Origin of the sequence: Streptomyces sp. NPDC056503 (assembly GCF_042794995.1) — a bacterium.
Taxonomy (GTDB): Bacteria; Actinomycetota; Actinomycetes; order Streptomycetales; family Streptomycetaceae; genus Streptomyces.
The window spans coordinates 1-19,265 of the sequence record NZ_JBHTST010000042.1 but is presented as its reverse complement, the minus strand read 5'-3'; the positions used below and the strand labels follow the sequence as shown (position 1 = coordinate 19,265).

The following is a 19,265-nucleotide window of genomic DNA, read 5'->3' as shown; positions in this document are numbered from 1 at the left end:
GGATCAGCCGGTGATCGTGTACTGGAGGGTGCCGCTGTACGAGCCGGGAACGGTTTCCGCGGGGATGTTCCACTGCGCCGTCGACCCGTCGTGGGTGAAGACACCGCGGGTGCCGCCGTCGCCGGTCGCCATCGTCACGGCGGGGGAGAGGCTGGTGCCCGGGCGGGGGTCGTCGCCCTCGGGGAAGTGGCCGCCCTGGCCGGGCCTGGCGATGCCCGTCCACTGGCCGCCGGTCCCGTTGAGGTGCCCGCCGGCCGTGATCCTCAGATTCTTCCACCCGATGGTGTCCGTGCCGCTGACCAGGTCGGTGGTGGCGACGGTCACCGACCAGGGGGCGGTGGTGGAGAGGGTGTCGGTGTACGTGAACGTGCCGAGTCCGGCCGGGTTGCTGAGAGCGCCAGGTGTCAGCGTTCCGAAGTCGACGGCCGGCAGGTTCATCTCCATCGACAGGACACCGGGCGCCTTGGCGACCTGCACCGACATCGCCTGGGCCGTGCCCTTCGGCTTCGAGGTGTTCAGCAGCACCTGCGCCGCGACACCCGCAGCGGTGGAGGCGGCCGCCAGGTCGGGACGACCGTCGGCGTTCAGGTCCCCGACGGCGTACGCGCCGTTCACGCCGCTCGCCGTGTCGTACAGCGGACTTGCGTTGCGGAAGGTGCCCGTGCCGTCGCCGAGGAGGACGGTGGGCTGGTCGTCGGGGCCGTTGTCGGTGACCAGGTCCGGTTTGCCGTCCGTGTTGACGTCGGTGATGGCCACGCCCGCGAGAGCCCTGCCGCCGACCGGATGGGTGACCGGGGCGCCGAAGGCTCCGGCGCCGTCGCCGAGGAAGACGGTGATCGTCCGGTCCATGTGCGCGACGGCCGCGTCCGGCTTGCCGTCGCCGTTCACGTCGCCGAGGGCGATGGCCCGGCCGAGGAAGACGGCGTCGGCGAAGCGGGTGGCCGGGCCGAGACGGCCCTTGCCGTCACCGAGGAGGACGGAGATGTCAGAGGTGCCGCTGTTCACGGTGACCACGTCGGGCTTGCCGTCGCCGTTCACATCCCCGGTCTTCAGGCCAGAGGGGCGCAGCTGCGCGGCGGAGTAGCCGGTGGGCCGGCCGCCGCCGACGTAGTGGTTGCGCGCGGTGCCCAGAGCGCCGGTGCCGTCGTTGGTCCACACCGAGACGTTGTCGCCGTTGGCGTTGGAGGTCAGCACGTCGGGCTTGGCGTCACCGTTCATGTCGGCGACCGTGATGTCCACGGGGAACATGGCGTCCGTCGACGGGTTGACCAGCGTCGGCGCGAAGTAGGAGGTGGCCGGGGCGAAGCCGCCCTTGCCGTCACCGAGCAGCTCGACGACGCTGCCCATGCTCTCCTCGCCGTGCTGCGTGGGCCGCTTGGTCAGGGCCGCCGCGACGACCGCGTCCAGCCGGCCGTCACCGTTGAGGTCCGCCAGGGCGACCGCCGTCGGGTAGGTGCCGGTGTCGAGTCCGAAGGAGACACCGGGGCCGAATCCGCCCTTGCCGTCGCCGAGCGCGGCCACCAGGGTGTTCGATCCCTTGACCGGGGTGACGAGGTCGGCCTTGCCGTCGCCGTTCAGGTCGCCCAGCGCCGGGGCGGTGCCCTTCCCGGAGCCCGCGGGCAGCGGGACGGCGATCGCCCCGCCGAAGGAGACGCCGGGATCCGGTGCGGCCTGGGCGGCCGGCGCCAGACACAGCCCGACTACGAGCGCGGCCGCGGAGCCGAGCACGAGCCCGGCCCCGCGAGGTGTGGAAGTGTTCAACGTACCTGTCCCTTGAGGGTGTTGAGGCACGCCGACGGGAGGAGTCGACCTGCGGTGGTGTGAGGGGAGTCGGATGCAGTCAACACGGCCGCGCCGGGAAGAGGCAGTGGATGTCCCACCAGTTCCGGAGCCGCGCCGCGGGTGTGACCTGGTGGTTCGTACGATCGGTCGGCCGGCTTGCCGACGGGGACGCCCACCCCGGGCCCACTCCGGGCCCACCCCACGCCCACCCCACACCCACACCCACACCCACACCCACACCCACACCCACACCCACACCCACGCGCTCGTGCTCGCGGGGTCAGGGCGCAGGGGCGGTCTGGTGCGCCAGGGCGCCCCGATAGGCAGGCGGCGGTGGGAATCGTGGCCGGCGTGCGCGTCGACGACGTGGCCGCTCAGGTGGAGGCGCCGTCGGGGCCGCACCGGCTGGTGTCCCTGGTGTCCCGCGAGGCCGTCGAGGAGCCGGCGCTCGACGTCGGCGTCACGGTGACGGCCCGGGCGAAGCCGACCGGCGTCCGTATCGACCTGCCCTGAACGCTTCCGGCTGGGCCCGGCGAGCCGTGACGCCGGGCGTCAGCGGCTCAGGAGCGCGGCGCGCAGGTCCACCCGGTCGTCGAGGCGGGACAGGTCGCGGCCGGTGAGGGTCTCGATGCGTTCGACGCGGTAGTGGACCGTGTTGATGTGGACGTGGAGGGCCTCTGCGGTCCGCGTCCAGGAGCAGTCGTGCGCGAGGAAGACCTCCAGGGTTTCCAGCAGCATGGCGCCCGACCCCCGTCCGGCCCTCGTCAGGGGGCCCAGGACGGTCTCGCGGTAGATGGCGCGCACGGAGGCGGGGACGCCGGCGAGGAGCGTCGCAAGCCCTCCGAGATCGCGGAGCCGTGCGACCCGTGACGACGACGGCGCTGCGGCGGTGCGGGCTCCGGCGAGGGCGTAACGGGCTTGCGTGAGAGCGGTGTTCAGGGCGGATGCGTCGACGGGTTCGCTCAGGCCGACGTGCCAGGTGCTCTCCGGGCGGCAGGACTGGATCAGGTGGGTGATCTCGCGCAGTCGTTCCGCCGTGTCGTGCGTCGTGTCGCCGTTCGCGAGGACGGCCGTCGCCGCGTCGTCGTCGCCCAGGGCGACGGTGAACGTGGTGGACGGCAGGTGTCCGAGCGCCTCGGCGAGCGCGGCGACGCCGTCGGCGCCGGCGTTCCCGTCCGGCTCCAGCGCGGCGGCGACGACCGTGTAGGAGGGCTGGTCGGCCAGCCCGCAGGAGGCCAGCGCGCGCTGGACGCGGCCGGGGTCGACGCGTGGCGTGCTGATGACCTCCATCAGTCGGGTGGTCGCGGGGCCGCGCTCGGCCCGGTGCCTGTCCTCGCGGCGCCGGTGGCGTCCCAGGAGTTCGGCTATCTCCTGCAGGACCCTCGGCGGGACCTGTCCCTCCTCCGGCAGGTGCAGGTGCCAGGTGTCGAAGTCGGTTCCCTCGGCCTCGATCCGCAGCGTCGTGCCCCGTGTGCCGGACAGGGCCTCCCTGGCCTCACGGGCGCGGAGCCCCGTGGTGTCGCCGGTACGGGCGACGGTCCGGCCCGAGGCGGTGAGGAGGTGACAGGCGGGCGCGCCGAGGTGGGCGAAGGCGCGGTCGAGGAGCTCGCCGGCCGTCGCACTGCGGTCCAGGGCGCGGTCGAGGTCCAGGCGGACGTTCTCCGGCAGGGCGTGGTGGCTCGCGGGGTGGCGGTTGAGTTCGCCCCACTGCCGCAGGTAGACGGCTTCGGTGATGGCCCGGAAGCTGGTGTGCGGGGGGACGGCGACGAGGGGGACGCGATGCCTGCGGCAGGCGTCGACGAGTTCCCCGGGGACATGCCCGTGGGTCTCCTCGCCCGCCAGGAGCGCCACGGCTCCAGCCTCCCGCAGGGCGGAGACGAAGCGGTCGGTCTTGGCCGCGGCGCCGTCGCGGCTCCACCAGACGAGTCCGCTCAGAACGACCTCTCCCGGTTGGAGGAAGCGTGCCGGATCCTCCAGGTCGGTCGCGGTGACCCCGGCGATCTCCTGGCCGAGCAGCGCCTCGTCGCCCCAGACGAGGAAGAGGTCCAGGCGGTCGAGGCGGAGGAGGTGGTCGACGTGCATGCGGGGCTCCTTGTTCAGTCGCGGGCCGAGGCTCGCGCTCACATTCACGAGGCAGATGCGAGTCGATGCATCGTAAATGCATAAGCGAAGGCGGAAAATGCCTCTTGGTTGATCATCCAGGGAGCAGCGCTGTCCGATGGATGTTTTCCGGGTTCCCATCCAGTCGTGCGGGGGGTCCGTCTCGGGCTTCACTGGCCTGAAGGCATCGGTCGGGAGACGGGGGCGGCATGGATCTGAACACGATCGCGGACGTGAGGGACGCGCGTCTGCGCGAGCCCTGGCGGCCCGGGGACGCGTGGCTGGGCGGCGGGACGTACCTGTTCTCCGAACCCCAGCCGCACCTGCGGCGGCTGGTCGACCTGAGCCGGATGGACTGGGAGCCGCTCACGCGATATCCGGACGGCTCGCTGGAGATCGCGGCGACCTGCACGATCACCCAACTGTCCCGTTACGGACGGCGCTTCCTGGACGCACCGGCGGCCCCGCTCTTCGAGCAGTGCTGCCGGGCCTTCCTCGCCTCGTTCAAGATCTGGAACATGGCCACCGTCGGCGGGAACCTGTGCAACGGCCTCCCGGCCGGGCCGATGATCTCGCTCACCGCCGCCCTTGACGGCACCTGCCTGCTCCTGGCCCAGAACGGGTCGACGCGTGAGGTGAAGGTGGCCGACCTCATCCGGGGCGCGGGCGTCAAGGACCTCGCCGAGGGTGAGCTGCTGCGCTCGGTGACGCTGCCGGGGCGGGCGCTGGAGTGCCGTACGGCCTTCCGGCAGGCGTCGTTGTACGGGCTCGGCCGCTCCGGCGCCCTGGTGATCGGCGCGCTCGACCCGGTGGACGGGTCGCTGGCGGTGACGGTCACCGCCGCCACGACCCGGCCGTTCCGCTTCTGGTTCCCGCTGCCGCCGACCGCGGAGCGCCTCCGGACGGCGATCGACACGGCGGTGTCCGGCGCCGAGTGGTTCGACGACATCCACGGACTCCCGCAGTGGCGGCGGCACATGGCCCTGCGTCTCGCCGAGGAGGTCCGCCGCGAGCTGACCCACACCCCTGGGGAAGGTGCCCGATGAGCTTCGACATCCAGGTCAACGGCCGCCCGTTCGACACCGAGCCGCGGGCCGGCCAGTGCCTGCGCACCTATCTGCGCGAGCGCGGCTGGTTCGGCGTGAAGAAGGGGTGCGACGCCGGTGACTGCGGGGCCTGCACCGTCCACGTCGACGGCGAGCCCGTGCACAGTTGCCTCTACCCGGCCGTGCGGGCCGAAGGGCGAGCGGTCACGACCGTGGAGGGACTCGCCGCTCCGGACGGCGGACTCCACCCCGTCCAGCAGAGGTTCCTGGACGCGCAGGGCTACCAGTGCGGCATGTGCACGGCCGGCTTCCTGATGACCACGGCCGCCCTGGAGGCCGAGCGCGGCACCCCGCACGACGACGGCAAGCTGGACGACCTGCCCAGGGCGTTCAAGGGCAACATCTGTCGCTGCACCGGCTACCGGGCGATCGAGGACGCCGTCCGGGGCGTGAAGCACGTCGAACGTCCCTGCGCGGGGAAGGCCGTGGGCCGGAGCGTCGGCGCGCCGGCCGGCCCGCAGGTCGTCACCGGCACGGCCCGCTACACCTTCGACGTCGAGGTCCCCGGCCTGCTGCACATGAAGCTGCTGCGCTCGCCGCACCCGCACGCCAGAATCCTCGCGATCGACTCCTCGGCCGCGCTGCGCGTGCCCGGCGTGGTCGCCGTCCTCACCCACGAGGACGCCCCCGCGACGCTGTACTCCTCCGCCCGCCACGAGCATCCGACCGAGGACCCCGACGACACCCGCGTCCTCGACGACGTCGTCCGGTACGTCGGGCAGCGGGTCGCGGCCGTCGTCGCCGACAGCGAGCGGGCCGCCGAGGAGGGCTGCCGCAGGATCGAGGTGACGTACGAGGAACTCCCGTACGTCACCGACCCGGAGGAGGCGATGCGCCCCGGCGCCCCCGTGATCCACGCGGGAAAGGGGCCGGAGGTGCGTATCGCCCGGGTCGAGAACAACGTGGCGGGGGAGGTCCACGGCGAGATCGGCTCGGTCGAGGACGGCTTCGCCGAGGCGGACGTCGTGTACGAGGAGACCTTCCGCACCCAGCGGGTGCAGCACGCGAGCCTGGAGACGCACGGCTGCGTCGCGTACTTCGAGCCGAAGGAAGACGGCACCGGCGAACGCCTCACCGTCCGCTCCTCCACCCAGACCCCGTTCCTGACCCGCCGGGCCCTGTGCGCCCTGTACGGTCTGCCGGAGGACGAGGTGCGGGTGGTCGCGGGCCGCGTCGGCGGCGGCTTCGGCGGCAAGCAGGAGATGCTCACCGAGGACATCGTCACCCTCGCCGCGCTGAAGCTGCGCCGGCCGGTGAAGCTGGAGTACACCCGGGCCGAGCAGTTCTACGGGGCGACCACCCGGCACCCCTTCACCATCGGCATCAAGGTGGGCGCACGCGCCGACGGATCCCTCACCGCCGTACGGATGCGGGTCGTGTCCGACACCGGCGCGTACGGGAACCACGGCCCGGCGGTGATGTTCCACAGCGTGGGGGAGTCCTTCGCCGTCTACCGTGCCCCGCACAAGAAGGTCGACGCGTACTCCGTCTACACCAACGTCGTCCCGGCCGGCGCCTTCCGGGGCTACGGCCTCGGCCAGGTCACCTTCGCCGTCGAGTCCGTCATGGACGAACTGGCCCGGCGGCTCGGCATGGACCCCCTCGCCTTCCGGGAGAGGAACGTCATCGGCCCCGGGGACGCCATGCACAGCCCGATCGGCGAGGAGGAGGACCTGTACATCGCCTCCTACGGCCTCGACCAGTGCCTCTCCGTCGTACGGAACGCGATCGCCGAGGACCGCAGCGCCGAGGACGCACCCGAAGGCTGGCTGGTCGGGCAGGGGACCGGCATGGCGATGATCGCCACCGGCCCGCCCGGCGGTCACTACGCCGACGCCCGCGTCTCGCTCCTGGAGGACGGCACGTACGACATCGCCGTCGGCACCGCCGAGTTCGGCAACGGCACGACGACCGTGCACCAGCAGATCACGGCAGGCGCCCTGAACACCACGGAGGACCGGCTTGCCGTCCGCCAGTCCGACACCGACGTCGTCCGTCACGACACGGGCGCCTTCGGCTCCGCCGGCACCGTCGTCGCCGGCAAGGCCGTCCTCCTCGCCGCGACCTCCCTCGCCGCGACCTCCCTCGCCGAACGTCTCCGCACCCTCGCCGCCCGCCACACCGGCGTCGCCCGCCACCTCTGCGTCCTCGGCGCCGAGTCCGTCGACTGCGCCGGGCGGCTCGTCACCCTCAAGGAGCTGTACGAGGCGGGGCACGCCCTCGGGGCGGCCCAGGAACTGGCGGCGGACGGGCACTGGGGCGGCTCGCCGCGCTCGGTCGCCTTCAACGCGCAGTGGTTCCGCGTCGCCGTGGACCCCGGCTCGGGCGAGATCCGCATCCTGCGCAGCGTCCACTCGGCCGACGCGGGCAAGGTCATGAACCCGATGCAGTGCCGGGGCCAGGTCGAGGGCGGCGTCGCGCAGGCGCTGGGCGCCACCCTCTTCGAGACCGTCCGGATCGACGAACGCGGAGAGGTGACGACGGCCGCGTTCCGGCGCTACCGGCTTCCCCAGTACGCGGACGTGCCCCGCACCGAGGTCCACTTCACGGAGACGTCCGACGCGATCGGCCCGCTCGGTGCCAAGTCCATGAGCGAGAGTCCCTTCAACCCGGTCGCCCCCGCCTTCGCCAACGCCCTGCGGGACGCCACCGGCATCCGGTTCACCGAGCTGCCCGTGACCCGCGACCGCGTCTGGCTCGCCCTCGACCAGCACGCGAGGAACTTCGAGCGGTAGACCAAGAGATGGTGAGGAATCGACTCGGAGAAAGGTCACAGATACGAGAAGGGATAAGGATTTCACGTGGAAACCGCCGAGGCCATGGCCTCGGCGGCCAGTAGCTATCCAGCGATTCCCTCCCCACTGGCAGGAATCCGGGGCCATTCGTCCGGCAGAGCCGGAGCGATGAACCCACCAGGGGTCACGGCTCCGGGAACGGCGGACACCGCCGACGCCGGACGGGGATGAACACGGTGCGCGGATCCTCTGCCAGGCCGTGCGGAGCAGGCCGGCGTCCGGGGTCCCGTCCGGCCGCACGCCGTCGTGGTACGACCAGCTGCGGCGGACCCCGAGGAGATCGCGGGTTCCCCGAGGCGGCGGAGATCGCGTCCGCCTGCGTCGACTCTCCCGGCACGGCCCTCGCGCGGTACACGGACCCCGCCGACACGACGACCGCCGTCCGCCTCCTCGCGGAGCTCCGGGCTGCCCGTCGGCAAGAAGCACATGGCCGAGACCCGGCGGAAGGTCGGCATCGTCGCCGACGAGGAGCTCATGGCCCGGCATCGCCTGGAGCTGCCGTTCGGCTTCGTGCCGAGCTCCGCCGCCTGACTTTGGTCCGACCGGCTGGATGTGCCGGTGGTTCGTGCCGCGGTGCTCCGTGCGGCGGCGGAGTCGAGGTTATGAAGGGAATCGAACGGAATCGGATGGAAGTTCGCCATCCGGTCATTCCCGAACCTCAACCTCAGGAGTCGCACGATGCGCCCCATCAGAGCGGCCTGCCTCGGCACGGCCACGCTGGTCACCCTCCTCGCCTGCACCCCCGTCGCGGCCGCCGCGACGGACACCGGTTCCGCCCCGGCCAGCGGTAAAGCCCGGACCCTTACATTTCTGGCCGAGGTGCAGCAGCTGACCCGCTTCCCCGTCACCCCCGGCAGCGTCTCGCAGGGCGATCAGGTCGTCGTCCGCTCGGACCTCTTCGACGAGGCGCACAACAAGGTCGGTGAGACCCACGGCTCCTGCACCACCACCCGGGGCGGTGTCGACGAAGCGGAGCAGTGCCTCGTGACCTACGTCCTCCCGGACGGCCAGCTCACCACGCAGGGGGTGTACTTCAACTACATCGACCAGGGTCCCTTCGACTCCGCGATCACCGGCGGCACCGGGAAGTACGAGAAGGCGCGCGGCTCGGTCCACTCCGAGACGATCGCCACGGACCCGAAGGTCGTGAGGCGCTTCACGATCCACCTCGCCTGACGGACCCCGACGTCCACCTGACCCCGGAATCCGGCCTTCTCCCCTCGCGTCGCACCATGGGAGACGGTCGTACGAAAGGAAGCGTGGGCCAAGGGGACGTCCAGGGCAGTTCACCCTTCAGATCGTCAAACGCACCGACGACATGAGCGGGTTCGTGGTGCTTCCCCGCAGGTGGGTGGTGGAGAGGACGCCGAGCCGGCTGATGCGCTCGCGGCGCCTTGCCCCGGGACTACGAGACCCGGCCCGAAAGCGGCGAGGCCGCCGTCCTGTGGTCGATGACCATGCTCATGGGACGCGGCCTCGCCCGCCACCGGAGCCGAGACGTCACCCGGCAGCCCGCCTCGGCGTGGACACCCCGGGACGCTCCTCGGCCAGCCGGCCCCGCTCCACCAGCCGCTTCACCTTCGTGGGAAGACAACGGTTGCTCAGCATGGGCCTCTACGGAAACGGGACGGTCGCCCAGACCGCCTCGCCGACCGTGCGGCCCCTGACTGACGCCCCCTGACGCCCCACGCCGTCACGAGGATGGCCACGAGCGGAAGCCTCTCTCGCGGGCCGGCCGACGGGTCCGCGGTCACCCGTCGAGACTCCCGGTGCTCCGTTTGTCAGTGGTAGCCGTCAAGCTGTCGCGATGGAGACGTTTTCCTCATCAGGCATGGCCGGGGTCGACGCCGCGACGGAGACGCTTACGCCGCTCGGATGGCGAACCCACGAACAGATCCAAGCCGGTGACCACGTGCTCGCGCTGGACCCTGCCGACAAGCGGATCCACTGGAGGAAGATCGGGCACGTCCACCGCCGGCACTGGGAGTCGGCGTCCGACGGCCCGTTGACGGCCTGGCACCACCGGGCGGTGAAGGCGCTCAGCACGCCTGGTCAGCCCTGGCTCCAGCTGAACGAGCTCGGCCGCAAGCTCGGCGACGACCGCCCTCACGACTGGACCACCACCGCCGCCCTCGCGGGCCGTGACTGGGTCAGGATCGTCTTCGGCGGCGGTACGCCCAGCGCCTTCCCCGATTCCTCTCCCTACAGCGACGAGTTCGTCGAACTCCTCGGCTGGATCATCACCGAAGGCTGCTACCCCCGCCCCCGGCACGAGGGCTCCTGGAACCACGTGCAGGTCTCCCAGTCGGAACGGGTGAACCCGGAGAAGACCCAGATGCTCCGGCGCCTCGCGGACCACTTCCGCGAGCAGGGCTACACCTTCAACGAGCACCGGCAGGCGCCCACCGGAGTGGTCCCGTTCTACATCGGCGCGGACCTCGGAGCCCGGATCCGCCAAACCCTGCCCGACAAGCAGCTGCCGCCGGCACTCATCAGCTCGCTGACGCTCTCCCAAGCCGAGATTCTGTACCGGTCGCTCATCCTCGGTGACGGGAACCAGCACGTCGGAGGCGGCGACTACTTCATCCAGGTCGACCAGGGACGCATCGACAGCTTCCAGATGCTCGCCGCCATGCTCGGCTTCCGGACCGCCCAGAAGACCTGGGCCGCGCTGAAGGGCGTCTTCCGGATCACGGTCTACACCCGGGACAGCGGAACCTCGGGCAGCACCAAACCGACGCGGAAGGACTACGACGGCACCGTCTGGCAGATCGAGTTCGGTCGCCCTACGGCGTGGCTCGCCCGGCGCGACCGCACTACCTTCTGGACCGGTGCCGCTCCACGGTCCCCCCGCCCGCCCGAGTGAACCCCCAGCCCCGCCGCCGCGAGACCTTCCTCCTACGCCACGCCGAAGTGGGACCACACCATGCCCAGTTTCCCCAGCTGTTCGACGTGTTCCTCTTCCATGTCACTGCGGGCGTAGAAGCGCCGGCTGAGGGCTCGGCGTGTCGGCCCTGCGGACATAGTGCGGCCGTGGATCTGAGACCGGAGGCGTCGCCTACTTGCTACGGCTCCTGGAGGCGAACGTGTCGCATCCCCGGGTGAGTGACCTGGTCCTCCATCCCCCGGACAACCTTCAGGGCGCGTCTGCGGAGCAGATCGTCGATGAGGCTCCGAGATACCGGCCGATCGCGCTTTGAGCTCTGTCAGCCGGCCGTGGCCTGTTGTCTCGCCGCCGAAGGCGACGTGGGGCCACGATGCGGGAAGGCGTCCCGACCGGGCCCCGCGACGCAGCTCCGTCCTGTTTGCCCGCGGGAAGGGAGAGGGCCGGGAGTTCGTCCCCTGACTCCCGGACGTCGGATCAGTCGGGCGTGGCGGTGAGGTGGTAGGTCGTGTCGACCTGGAAGCCCTCCGCCGTGGTGCCCTTGATCTCCAGGACGTACTGCCCGGGGAGGAGCGGGGTGAGGGCGGACCACAGGCCCCAGGCGAGGTGCATGCGCAGACCCACACGGAAGGGCGGGGCGACGAACTCGTGGAGGGGGAGAGGGGCGCCGTTGAGGTACGCCTCGGCCGCGGTCACGTTGAGGGAGAGGGGTTTGCGGGAGTGGAGCTTGGTGTGGTGGACGTTGAGCACGGGGAAGAACACCGGACGCCCGGCCGGGATCTCGCAGCGCCGGACCACCCGGCCGCCGTAGGTGCCCGCCAGGAACCACAGGTCGTCCGGCTGCCGCCAGGCGGCGTGCGCGCCGGTCGTGTCGGCCACCGGGCTCACGTCGTCGGGGGCCGACAGGGCCCACTGCCACCAGCGGGCGGCGAGGACGCCGCCCTCCTCATCGGATATCTGCCATGCGCTCACGACGCCACACCCTACGGGGCGCCGATGCCGCAGAGCCCGGGAGGGCCCGTCACGTGAGACGCTCACCCACCCCCGTGCGGTCACGGCGGTCCGACGCCGGAGCGCGAACCCCAGCCCCAGGGCGACACACGGCACCACGGACGGAACGCGCCCCGCCCGTCGAAGGTCGGCCGCCGTCCGTCAGGATCCGGTCGAGGGCCCCCGTGAGCCCCGCTCCCGCACGGTCGGTGACGAGGCGTCCCCGCCTCGAACCTGCCGATGCCCTCTCCAGCCGCAGCCGCAGCCGCAGCCGCAGCCGCAGCCGCAGCCGCAGCCGTGCCGTGCATTCGCGGCGATCTCGCGCATGGCCCGCTCCACCCGCTTGCGGTTGACCCGGCGGCCGGGCCGGCGCAGGGCGGCGTGGAACGAGGACCGGGCCGCCTCGGTGACGGTCCTGCCGGAGGAGCGGACAAGGGCGACCGCTCCCGCTTGAACTCCTCCGTCCACGGGGAGGGGCAAGTGTTGGGAGGACGGAACTCCCCACCTGCGCAAGTAGGTCCTTGACGATCGAGTCGCACTGAAGTCGACCATGCGGGAACCCGGCGGCCGGTCACCACTGCTGGCGGAGGACGCAGAACCCCCTTGTTAGATATTTAGCTAAGATGCTAAATATCTAACATGACAGAAGCTCAGGATGAGGCGGGAGCCTTCCGCGCCCTCGCCGATCCGACGAGGCGCCAGATCCTCGAGGACCTCAGAGACGGCGAGCTCGCGGCCGGCGAGATCGCGGCCAGGTTCGCGATCAGCGCGCCCTCCATCTCGCGGCATCTCGGCGTGCTCAAGGGAGCCGGATTGGTCACCGAGCGACGGGAGGGCAACCGGATTCTCTACGCGCTGGCCCAGGATCGCCTGGCCACCAGCATCGGTCGATTCCTCAGTGCCGTCTGCCCCGAGCAGATCGTGCTTCGCCACACCACATGGCGCGCCGGGGCGCAGAGCGAGGGATCATGAGGCAGCCGCGACTGTCCAGCGTCATCGAACGACGGCTACTGGTGAACTACCGAGTCGCCCCGGATGCCGCAGCACGCCTGCTCCCCGGGCCGCTGCGCCCGCAACTGGTGCACGACTACGCGGTTGCGGGCATCTGCCTGCTGCGCCTGGGAAGTGTCCGGCCGACCTGGGCGCCCAAGGCGTTCGGTCTGCGCAGCGAGAACGCGGCCCATCGAATCGCCGTCGAGTGGGACGGACCGGACGGCGTCGAGACCGGCGTCTACATTCCACGACGCGACACCGCCTCGCGGCTCAACGTCTGGGCCGGAGGCCGCCTCTTCCCCGGCGAACACGGCCGAGCCGACTTCGAGGTGCAAGAGACGCCCAGCCGGATGCGCGTCGCACTGGCAACCCGGGATGGCGACACCCGAGTGGATGTCACCATCGAGCCGTCCGACGAGCTGCGAGGCAGCGAGCTCTTCGCTGATCTTGCCGAGGCTTCCCGTTTCTTCCAGCGCGGGGCAAAAGGGTTCTCGGCCACCAGCTCTGGCCGCCACCTGGACGGCATGGAACTGCGGACCAACGCCTGGCACGTGGAAGCCGGCCGGATTCGCTCTGCTGCGTCGTCCTTCTTCGACGACCCGGACTGCTTCCCCTCGGGGAGCGCGACCCTGGACTGCGCTCTGCTCATGCGCGACGTCCCCGTCAGTTGGCGGCCGCTCCCGGCCATGGCTTCCGAGGAGGGGTGCTCAACTCGCCAACTGAAGCACTGAGCCGCTCCCCACCTGACGGCGCTGGTCGCGTGGGGGACGGTTCCACGGAACGACGAAGCTCCTGGCAGACGGGTTCTCGACCAAGGTCGCCCGCAGCCACCAGGAGCTACATGCGCCTGTCTGCCCGTCGTCGATCGGCCTGTCCAGCCGCACCCCGCGGTATCTGACCGGACGGCTCGCTGTGCGGAGAGGGGAGGCCGGGACCCGGTGGCGGCGTCCGACCACCGGCCGTCAGGCTCTCCTCGCCCTGGCCCCTCTGCGGTGCGGTGACACCTACGCCCAGCTCGCCGCCGGATGCGGTATCGGCACGACCCCCCCGTACTCCTCAGGCAAACACAAGCGCCACGGCATGAACGTCCAGGTCCTCACCGATCCGTTCGGCCGCCTGCTGGGGGCCTCACCCGCACTGCCAGGCTCCCCTCACGACCTGCCCCCGTACGGGGGAGTCGGGGGCAGGCGGGACGGCGGGGGACGAGCACGGGATCGACCAGCCGGCGCTCTCGCCGCCCCATGTACAGCGTCCGCGGGCCGGGGGCTAGAAGGCGAAGACGTCGCCGGTGGCGAGGGTGAGGTGGCAGTCGGATTCGTACGTCTGCTGCCAGTGGACCGTACGGCCCTCGGCGGTGCCCTGGGCGGTCGCGGTGACCGCGACGGTGTCGTTGGAGCAGAGGGCGTGGTCGCGGCCGGGGAGCTGGTCGAAGTCGCCGTCGGCGGCGTCGACGTCGGTGCAGGCGGATGCGCGGTGGGGGTGGCCGGTTCCTTCCCGGCCGGGGCAGTCGAGCCAGATGGTGCCGGTGGTGGAGAGACCGTCGGTGGTGGTACGGGTGACGGTGAGCCGGACATGGGCGGCCTCCGTCGGCGAGGAGGTCGTGGCGGTCGCGGTGCCGGCAAGGGGGAGAGCGGCGAGCGCGGCCCCGGCGAGGGCGGTGGTGATCTTCATGATCGGACCAACGGCGTCTGGTGGGGGTGGGTGACGTCGCTCGATGGGGTCGTCCGATGGGGTCGTCGGCGTCGCGCCGCCGACCGGCGGGGGCGGGGCCGGAGTACACGCATGCCGACGACTCGCCGGGCTGGTATCAGAACTCCGGGAAGCGGCTTCCCGAGGAAGGGGACTGGACTTTCCTGGCCAGAGCTCTTCAGGCCGCCACCGTCTATGAGTGAATCCGCCACTGAATCAGTCAGACCTTCGTGGTCCCATGGTCGGGCCCGGTGGCACCCCTCCCCTCGAAGCCGATGCCGCCGCCGAACATCCCGCCACGCCACACACCGGAGCGCGCCATGGACGTGCTGCCCGGACTCGGGCTGGGCCGCGCGGTGTGAGGCTGGAATTCCTCGGGCCACGGCGGGAAGGTGAGAGCTCTGGATCTTCGAGGAGGCTGATGTGGCGCGGGAGCGGATGGTGCTGGAGGACGTGCTGGCAGCGGCCGAGGTGGCCGCGCCGGTCGACTCCCTCGACGTGGTGGCGCGGAACCTGCGGGAGCGGTTCGGCGCACGGTACGTGTCCTTCCTGTTCCTGGACCTGGTGGGTCAACGCGTGGTGCGGGTGTCACAGGACGCCACCACCGTGCACGGGCACGACCCGGAGGAGATCCAGCTCACCGGAAGTCTCTTCGACGAAGTCCTGCGCACCCAGAAACTGGTCCGGGCCCCGGACGACGCAGGCGGGCACGGGCACCGTGTGATCGCGCCCGTCACCAATCGCGGCGACGCCATCGGCTTCCTGGAACTCTCCCTGCCCGAAGCGACCGACGAGACCCTGGAACAGGTCGAGCAGGCGGCCCACGCCCTTGCCTACATCGTGGTCACCGACCGCCGCTTCACCGACCTCTACCACTGGGCACAGCGCACCGCCCCCGTGAGTCTGGCCGCCGAGATCCAACGCCAGCTCCTCCCCACCGCTCCCTCCTGCGAGGCCGCCCAGTTCACCCTGGCCTGCGCCCTCGTGCCCGCCCAGAGCGTGGCCGGCGACACCTACGACTACGCCCTCGACCGCGAGACCCTCCACCTTTCCCTGACCGACGCCATGGGCCACGACCTCAACGCCGCGCTCATCGCCACCATCCTCGTCAACGCCTCCCGTGGCGCCCGCCGCGCCGCAGCGCCTCTGGCCGAGCAGGCCAACCACGCCGACCGCTGTCTGAGCGAGAGCATGCCCGCCGTCCTGGCCACCGGCCAGCTCCTGCGGATCGCCCTGGACGGAAGCGGCGCACAGCTCGTCAACGCCGGCCACCCGCACCCGCTGAGGCTGCGGAAGGGCACCGTCGAAGAAGTGCCCCTGCACGCCGACCTGCCCTTCGGCATTGCCGCACGGGACGGCTATCGGGTCCAGGACATCGACCTGCGCCCCGGTGACCGGCTGTTGCTCTACACCGACGGCGTGCAGGAACGCCGCGCGAGCTCCGTCGACCTGCCCGCGGTCATGACCGCCACCGCCGCCGAGCACCCGCGCGAGGTGGTGCGCGCCCTGGTCACAGCCGTCGTCGACGCCTGCGACGGACGGCTCCAGGACGACGCCACCGTGATGTGCCTGGACTGGCACGGCCCCACCACCGAGGGCCGCAAAGTCCACGCCGGAGCCAACATCTGAAACGGAACGCGGACATCCCCCGTCCGCTCTCCCCGCCCGGCGGTACGGGTCTGTGCCCCCCTGGCCGTTGCCGAGCGGCCTCCTCCGGTCGGGGCTCTCAGTCGCCGGTGTGCGGTGCGGGTGAGGGGGTTCGTAGGGTGGCGGCCCAGGAGGCGAGCAGGCGCAGGCCCTCCTCGGAGGGGGAGTCGGGTTCGGCGGTGTAGATGGTGAGGGTGAGGCCGGGTTCGGCGGCCATCTCCAGCCCTTCGTAGGCGAGGGTGAGTGCGCCGACGGCCGCGTGGTGGTAGCGCTTGAAGCCGGTGCCGTGGTGGCGCACGTCGTGGGCGCCCCAGCGGGTGCGGAAGGCGTCGCTGCGGGTGGAGAGCTCGCCGACGAGGTCGTGGAGGTCCTTGTCGTGGGGGTCGCGGCCGGCTTCGGTGCGCAGGATGGCGACGGAGATGTCGGCGGCCTGGTCCCAGTCGGGGTAGAAGCGGCGGGCGTCGGGGCTGAGGAAGGTGAAGCGGGCGAGGTTCTCCTGGTTGTGGGGGTCGGCGTACACGTCGGCGTAGAAGGCGCGGGCGAGCCGGTTGACGGCCAGGAGGTCCATGCGGCCGTTGCGGACGAACGCCGGTCCCTCGGTGACCGCGTCCAGGGTCCACTGCAGGCTCGGGTGCGGCCTCCACCGCCGGGTGGCACGGCGGCGGGGCCGGGCGAGGGCGTCGGAGCCGTCGGCGGCCTGTGCCAGGCGGAGCAGGTGGGAGCGTTCGGCGTCGTCGAGCCGCAGAGCGCGGGCGACGGCTTCGAGGACGGCCGGGGAGGCGCCGGCGAGGTTGCCGCGTTCGAGCTTGGCGTAGTACTCGACGCTCATGTCGGCCAGGGCGGCGACCTCGCTGCGGCGCAGGCCGGGGACCCGGCGCCGCGGGCCTGCGGGGAGCCCGGCCTGCTCGGGGGTGATCTTCGCGCGCCGCGAGGTGAGGAACGCGCGGACCTCTGCCTGGTTGTCCACACCCTCGACGGTACGTCCCGCACACGGCCCTAGGGAGGTACTGGCAGTACACCCCTTGATGGTGTCTCGCTACGGGAGCCGGGAGCGGTTTACCTGGATGACGTGGTGCTTTCCCGCCCGCCGCCGTCATGACGGGCGCGCACCCGGCCCTGTACTCGGCGCCGGCCCCGGATGTCCGGCGGCTGTACGCCTCGGCACGCGAAGGAACCCCTCTCATGCGCGGAGCAGTGATCCACGCCCCCGGCGACGTCCGTTTCGAGACCGTGGACGACCCGAAGATCCTCAAGCCCACCGACGCGGTCATCCGCACGGCCGTCACCTGCGTGTGCGGCTCGGACCTGTGGCCCTACCGAGGCGCGGAGCCGATTGACGACCCGCATCCGATGGGTCACGAGTACGTCGGCTTCGTGGAGGAGGTCGGGGCCGAGGTCACCTCTCTGCGGCCCGGACAGTTCGTCGTCGGCTCCTTCGCCACCTCCGACAACACCTGCGCGAACTGCCGCAACGGCTTCCCGTCGAACTGTTTGCACCGCGAGTTCATGTCGACCTGCCAGGCCGAGTACGTCCGCATCCCGAACGCCCAGGGCACCCTGGTCGCCACCGACGAGGTGCCGGACGAGGATCTCTGGCCGGGTCTGCTGGCCGTGTCCGACGTGATGGGCACCGGCTGGTGGGCCGCGGACGCCGCCGAGGTGAGGCCCGGCTCCACCGCCGTGGTCGTCGGTGACGGCGCGGTCGGGCTGTGCGGCGTCACCGCCGCGAAGGAGAGGGGCGCGGAGCGGATCATCGTCATGTCCCGCCACGAGCCCCGCCAGCAGCTCGCGCTCGCCTTCGGCGCCACCGACATCGTCACCGAGCGCGGCGAGGAGGGCGTGGCGAGGATCAAGGAGCTGACCGGAGGGATCGGCGCCGACAGCGTCCTGGAGTGCGTCGGCACCGCCCAGGCCATGAGCCAGGCCCTGCGCTCCGCCCGCCCCGGTGGCAGCGTCGGCTTCGTCGGAGTCCCCCACGACGTCGCGGTCGACGGCCAGGAACTGTTCTTCTCGCACGTCGGCCTGCGCGGCGGCCCCGCCCCCGTACGCCGCTATCTCCCCGACCTGATCGACCGCGTCCTGACCCGCCGGATCGACCCGGGCCGGGTCTTCGACCTCACTCTCCCCCTCGCCGAGGTGGCCGAGGGCTACAAGGCCATGGACGAGCGCCGCGCCATCAAGACCCTCCTCACCCCCTGAACCATCCCCCACCCGAAGGAGCGATCATGCAGATCGCCCGCAGCTCGATCGACACCGCCAAGGGGCCGGCCGACTGGTTGACCGGCGATGTCCCTATCGATGCCGTCGCCGCCGCGCCCGCCCCGGCCAGGGTCACCGCGAACCTGGTGCACTTCATGCCCGGCGCCCGCACCCACTGGCACCGCCACCCCCTGGGCCGGACCGTCTTCGTCACCGAAGGCGTCGGCCTGTGCCGGCGTCGCGGCGGACCGGTCGAGATCGTCCGGCCCGGCGACCGCGTCCTGTTCGAGGCCGCCGAGGAACACTGGCACGGCGCCGCCCCCAACCGGCTGATGGTCCACCTGGCCATCAACAACAAGCTCAAGCACGCCAGAGCCGTCGCCACCAGATACGACAAACGCGGCTACGTCTTCCTCGGCACCGCAACCGCAGCGGCGCTGGTCATCTGGCTCAGGACATGAACCACCGCAAGATCACGCAGTACAGTGACTCGCCGAGATCACTACTTCGAAAGAAGAGTCATGCCCCGCAAGACGGCGGCTGCTCTACGTCTGGACGCTGTCTGCCGGTCCCATCTTCAGGACTACCGGCGCCAGTCCTCACAGTTCTCACCCCACACACGCCGCCAGGCGGCCCGGTTCGAGGCCGAACGCGGTCTTCCCGTCCGGGCGGTCGAACACGCCGTCCGTTGCTGGCGGAGTTTTGTGCGCCGTCCAGGATGGCCGCTCTATCTGCCCAAACCGCACCTGCCCGGCTACGACATCTGGGACGACCGCCTCCTGATAGAGCGAGCCATCGGCGCTCTCGACAGACGAGCAGCCCGGGAAATCGCATCGGTCGTCCAAGAAGCCGATGCCGACTTCCTGGCACGCACTCTGCCCGACCCGCACACCCCAGACGCCTGGCCGTGGTGGCGTCGCAGATGCCACGACCTGGGCGACATCGTGCACGTTCCATCACAGGCGCATGATCGACCGGACAAGTCCTAGTGACCTGAGTCGGAGATTCGTCGTTAGTTGGGCATGAGTCGTCCGGGTCCGAAGATTCCGCCGTTGTCTGTCACTGATGCCCAGAGGGCGG

General features: G+C 71.2%; 16 protein-coding genes and 1 pseudogene. 12 read left to right on the top strand and 5 right to left on the bottom strand.

What is annotated here, in order from left to right; genetic code table 11:
- Positions 1-3 precede the first annotated feature (3 nt).
- The gene (locus ACFQ8C_RS15390) at positions 4-1,761 is read right to left on the bottom strand and encodes an FG-GAP repeat domain-containing protein (protein WP_383456891.1); all 1,758 of its coding nucleotides are present in this window, start codon (positions 1,759-1,761) and stop codon (positions 4-6) included.
- Between the two features lie 372 nt (positions 1,762-2,133).
- On the opposite strand from ACFQ8C_RS15390, the gene ACFQ8C_RS15385 reads away from it, so the two are divergent.
- Positions 2,134-2,295: a hypothetical protein gene (locus ACFQ8C_RS15385; RefSeq protein WP_383456888.1), complete on the top strand. Its 162-nt coding sequence runs from the start codon at positions 2,134-2,136 to the stop codon at positions 2,293-2,295.
- A 39-nt stretch (positions 2,296-2,334) separates the two neighbouring features.
- Here ACFQ8C_RS15385 and ACFQ8C_RS15380 read toward each other — a convergent pair whose 3' ends face one another.
- Positions 2,335-3,864 carry a PucR family transcriptional regulator gene (locus ACFQ8C_RS15380; RefSeq protein ID WP_383456886.1) on the bottom strand — a complete coding sequence of 510 codons (1,530 nt, stop codon included), beginning with the start codon at positions 3,862-3,864 and terminating at the stop codon, positions 2,335-2,337.
- A gap of 227 nt (positions 3,865-4,091) precedes the next feature.
- Between ACFQ8C_RS15380 and ACFQ8C_RS15375 the strand changes: the two genes are divergently transcribed.
- The 4 genes from ACFQ8C_RS15375 to ACFQ8C_RS15360 all read left to right on the top strand — a co-directional run bounded on the left by ACFQ8C_RS15375 (position 4,092) and on the right by ACFQ8C_RS15360 (position 10,649).
- A complete protein-coding gene (locus tag ACFQ8C_RS15375; protein WP_383456884.1) occupies positions 4,092-4,928 on the top strand; it encodes an FAD binding domain-containing protein in 837 nt (278 codons plus the stop codon).
- The gene (locus ACFQ8C_RS15370) at positions 4,925-7,723 is read left to right on the top strand and encodes a molybdopterin-dependent oxidoreductase (RefSeq protein ID WP_383456881.1); all 2,799 of its coding nucleotides are present in this window, start codon (positions 4,925-4,927) and stop codon (positions 7,721-7,723) included. Before ACFQ8C_RS15375 ends, ACFQ8C_RS15370 begins: the two co-directional genes overlap by 4 nt.
- Before the next feature lie 738 nt (positions 7,724-8,461).
- The gene (locus tag ACFQ8C_RS15365) at positions 8,462-8,959 is read left to right on the top strand and encodes a hypothetical protein (RefSeq protein ID WP_383456880.1); all 498 of its coding nucleotides are present in this window, start codon (positions 8,462-8,464) and stop codon (positions 8,957-8,959) included.
- Between the two features lie 655 nt (positions 8,960-9,614).
- Positions 9,615-10,649, top strand: coding sequence for a hypothetical protein (locus ACFQ8C_RS15360; RefSeq protein WP_383456878.1), 1,035 nt, complete (start codon positions 9,615-9,617; stop codon positions 10,647-10,649).
- Positions 10,650-11,144: 495 nt separating this feature from the next.
- Here ACFQ8C_RS15360 and ACFQ8C_RS15355 read toward each other — a convergent pair whose 3' ends face one another.
- Entirely contained in the window at positions 11,145-11,639 is a 495-nt protein-coding gene (locus tag ACFQ8C_RS15355) for a hypothetical protein (RefSeq protein ID WP_383456875.1), read from the bottom strand.
- Positions 11,640-12,296: 657 nt separating this feature from the next.
- On the opposite strand from ACFQ8C_RS15355, the gene ACFQ8C_RS15350 reads away from it, so the two are divergent.
- From ACFQ8C_RS15350 to ACFQ8C_RS15340, 3 genes and pseudogenes are all read left to right on the top strand, one after another.
- Positions 12,297-12,629 carry a metalloregulator ArsR/SmtB family transcription factor gene (locus tag ACFQ8C_RS15350; protein ID WP_383456873.1) on the top strand — a complete coding sequence of 111 codons (333 nt, stop codon included), beginning with the start codon at positions 12,297-12,299 and terminating at the stop codon, positions 12,627-12,629.
- Positions 12,626-13,381 (top strand): DUF2071 domain-containing protein, encoded by a 756-nt coding sequence (locus ACFQ8C_RS15345; protein ID WP_383456870.1) that lies wholly within the window; start codon positions 12,626-12,628, stop codon positions 13,379-13,381. The genes ACFQ8C_RS15350 and ACFQ8C_RS15345 overlap by 4 nt, the downstream gene beginning before the upstream one ends.
- A gap of 133 nt (positions 13,382-13,514) precedes the next feature.
- Positions 13,515-13,811: pseudogene (locus tag ACFQ8C_RS15340) on the top strand (IS5/IS1182 family transposase); the annotation flags it as partial.
- A 105-nt stretch (positions 13,812-13,916) separates the two neighbouring features.
- Here ACFQ8C_RS15340 and ACFQ8C_RS15335 read toward each other — a convergent pair.
- Positions 13,917-14,321 (bottom strand): SSI family serine proteinase inhibitor, encoded by a 405-nt coding sequence (locus tag ACFQ8C_RS15335; protein ID WP_383456869.1) that lies wholly within the window; start codon positions 14,319-14,321, stop codon positions 13,917-13,919.
- Positions 14,322-14,762: 441 nt separating this feature from the next.
- On the opposite strand from ACFQ8C_RS15335, the gene ACFQ8C_RS15330 reads away from it, so the two are divergent.
- Complete coding sequence (locus ACFQ8C_RS15330) at positions 14,763-15,968, top strand: PP2C family protein-serine/threonine phosphatase (RefSeq protein ID WP_383456866.1); 1,206 nt, start codon at positions 14,763-14,765, stop codon at positions 15,966-15,968.
- Between the two features lie 97 nt (positions 15,969-16,065).
- Here the strand turns inward: ACFQ8C_RS15330 and ACFQ8C_RS15325 are convergent, their stop codons facing one another.
- Positions 16,066-16,953, bottom strand: coding sequence for a helix-turn-helix transcriptional regulator (locus ACFQ8C_RS15325; protein WP_383456864.1), 888 nt, complete (start codon positions 16,951-16,953; stop codon positions 16,066-16,068).
- A gap of 215 nt (positions 16,954-17,168) precedes the next feature.
- On the opposite strand from ACFQ8C_RS15325, the gene ACFQ8C_RS15320 reads away from it, so the two are divergent.
- From ACFQ8C_RS15320 to ACFQ8C_RS15310, 3 genes are read left to right on the top strand one after another with little or no spacing between them, the layout of a single operon-like run.
- Positions 17,169-18,185: a zinc-dependent alcohol dehydrogenase family protein gene (locus ACFQ8C_RS15320; protein WP_383456861.1), complete on the top strand. Its 1,017-nt coding sequence runs from the start codon at positions 17,169-17,171 to the stop codon at positions 18,183-18,185.
- A gap of 26 nt (positions 18,186-18,211) precedes the next feature.
- Positions 18,212-18,646: a cupin domain-containing protein gene (locus tag ACFQ8C_RS15315; RefSeq protein ID WP_383456859.1), complete on the top strand. Its 435-nt coding sequence runs from the start codon at positions 18,212-18,214 to the stop codon at positions 18,644-18,646.
- 60 nt (positions 18,647-18,706) lie between these two features.
- Positions 18,707-19,174, top strand: coding sequence for a hypothetical protein (locus tag ACFQ8C_RS15310; protein ID WP_383456856.1), 468 nt, complete (start codon positions 18,707-18,709; stop codon positions 19,172-19,174).
- Positions 19,175-19,265: the final 91 nt, after the last annotated feature.

Excerpts from the sequence above, each read along its gene's own strand:
- ACFQ8C_RS15380 (WP_383456886.1), bottom strand. The coding sequence starts at position 3,864 with ATGCACGTCGACCACCTCCTCCGCCTCGACCGCCTGGACCTCTTCCTC.
- ACFQ8C_RS15375 (WP_383456884.1), top strand. The coding sequence starts at position 4,092 with ATGGATCTGAACACGATCGCGGACGTGAGGGACGCGCGTCTGCGCGAG.
- ACFQ8C_RS15370 (WP_383456881.1), top strand. The coding sequence starts at position 4,925 with ATGAGCTTCGACATCCAGGTCAACGGCCGCCCGTTCGACACCGAGCCG.
- ACFQ8C_RS15365 (WP_383456880.1), top strand. The coding sequence starts at position 8,462 with ATGCGCCCCATCAGAGCGGCCTGCCTCGGCACGGCCACGCTGGTCACC.
- ACFQ8C_RS15360 (WP_383456878.1), top strand. The coding sequence starts at position 9,615 with ATGGCCGGGGTCGACGCCGCGACGGAGACGCTTACGCCGCTCGGATGG.
- ACFQ8C_RS15350 (WP_383456873.1), top strand. The coding sequence starts at position 12,297 with ATGACAGAAGCTCAGGATGAGGCGGGAGCCTTCCGCGCCCTCGCCGAT.
- ACFQ8C_RS15345 (WP_383456870.1), top strand. The coding sequence starts at position 12,626 with ATGAGGCAGCCGCGACTGTCCAGCGTCATCGAACGACGGCTACTGGTG.
- ACFQ8C_RS15335 (WP_383456869.1), bottom strand. The coding sequence starts at position 14,321 with ATGAAGATCACCACCGCCCTCGCCGGGGCCGCGCTCGCCGCTCTCCCC.
- ACFQ8C_RS15320 (WP_383456861.1), top strand. The coding sequence starts at position 17,169 with ATGCGCGGAGCAGTGATCCACGCCCCCGGCGACGTCCGTTTCGAGACC.
- ACFQ8C_RS15315 (WP_383456859.1), top strand. The coding sequence starts at position 18,212 with ATGCAGATCGCCCGCAGCTCGATCGACACCGCCAAGGGGCCGGCCGAC.
- ACFQ8C_RS15310 (WP_383456856.1), top strand. The coding sequence starts at position 18,707 with ATGCCCCGCAAGACGGCGGCTGCTCTACGTCTGGACGCTGTCTGCCGG.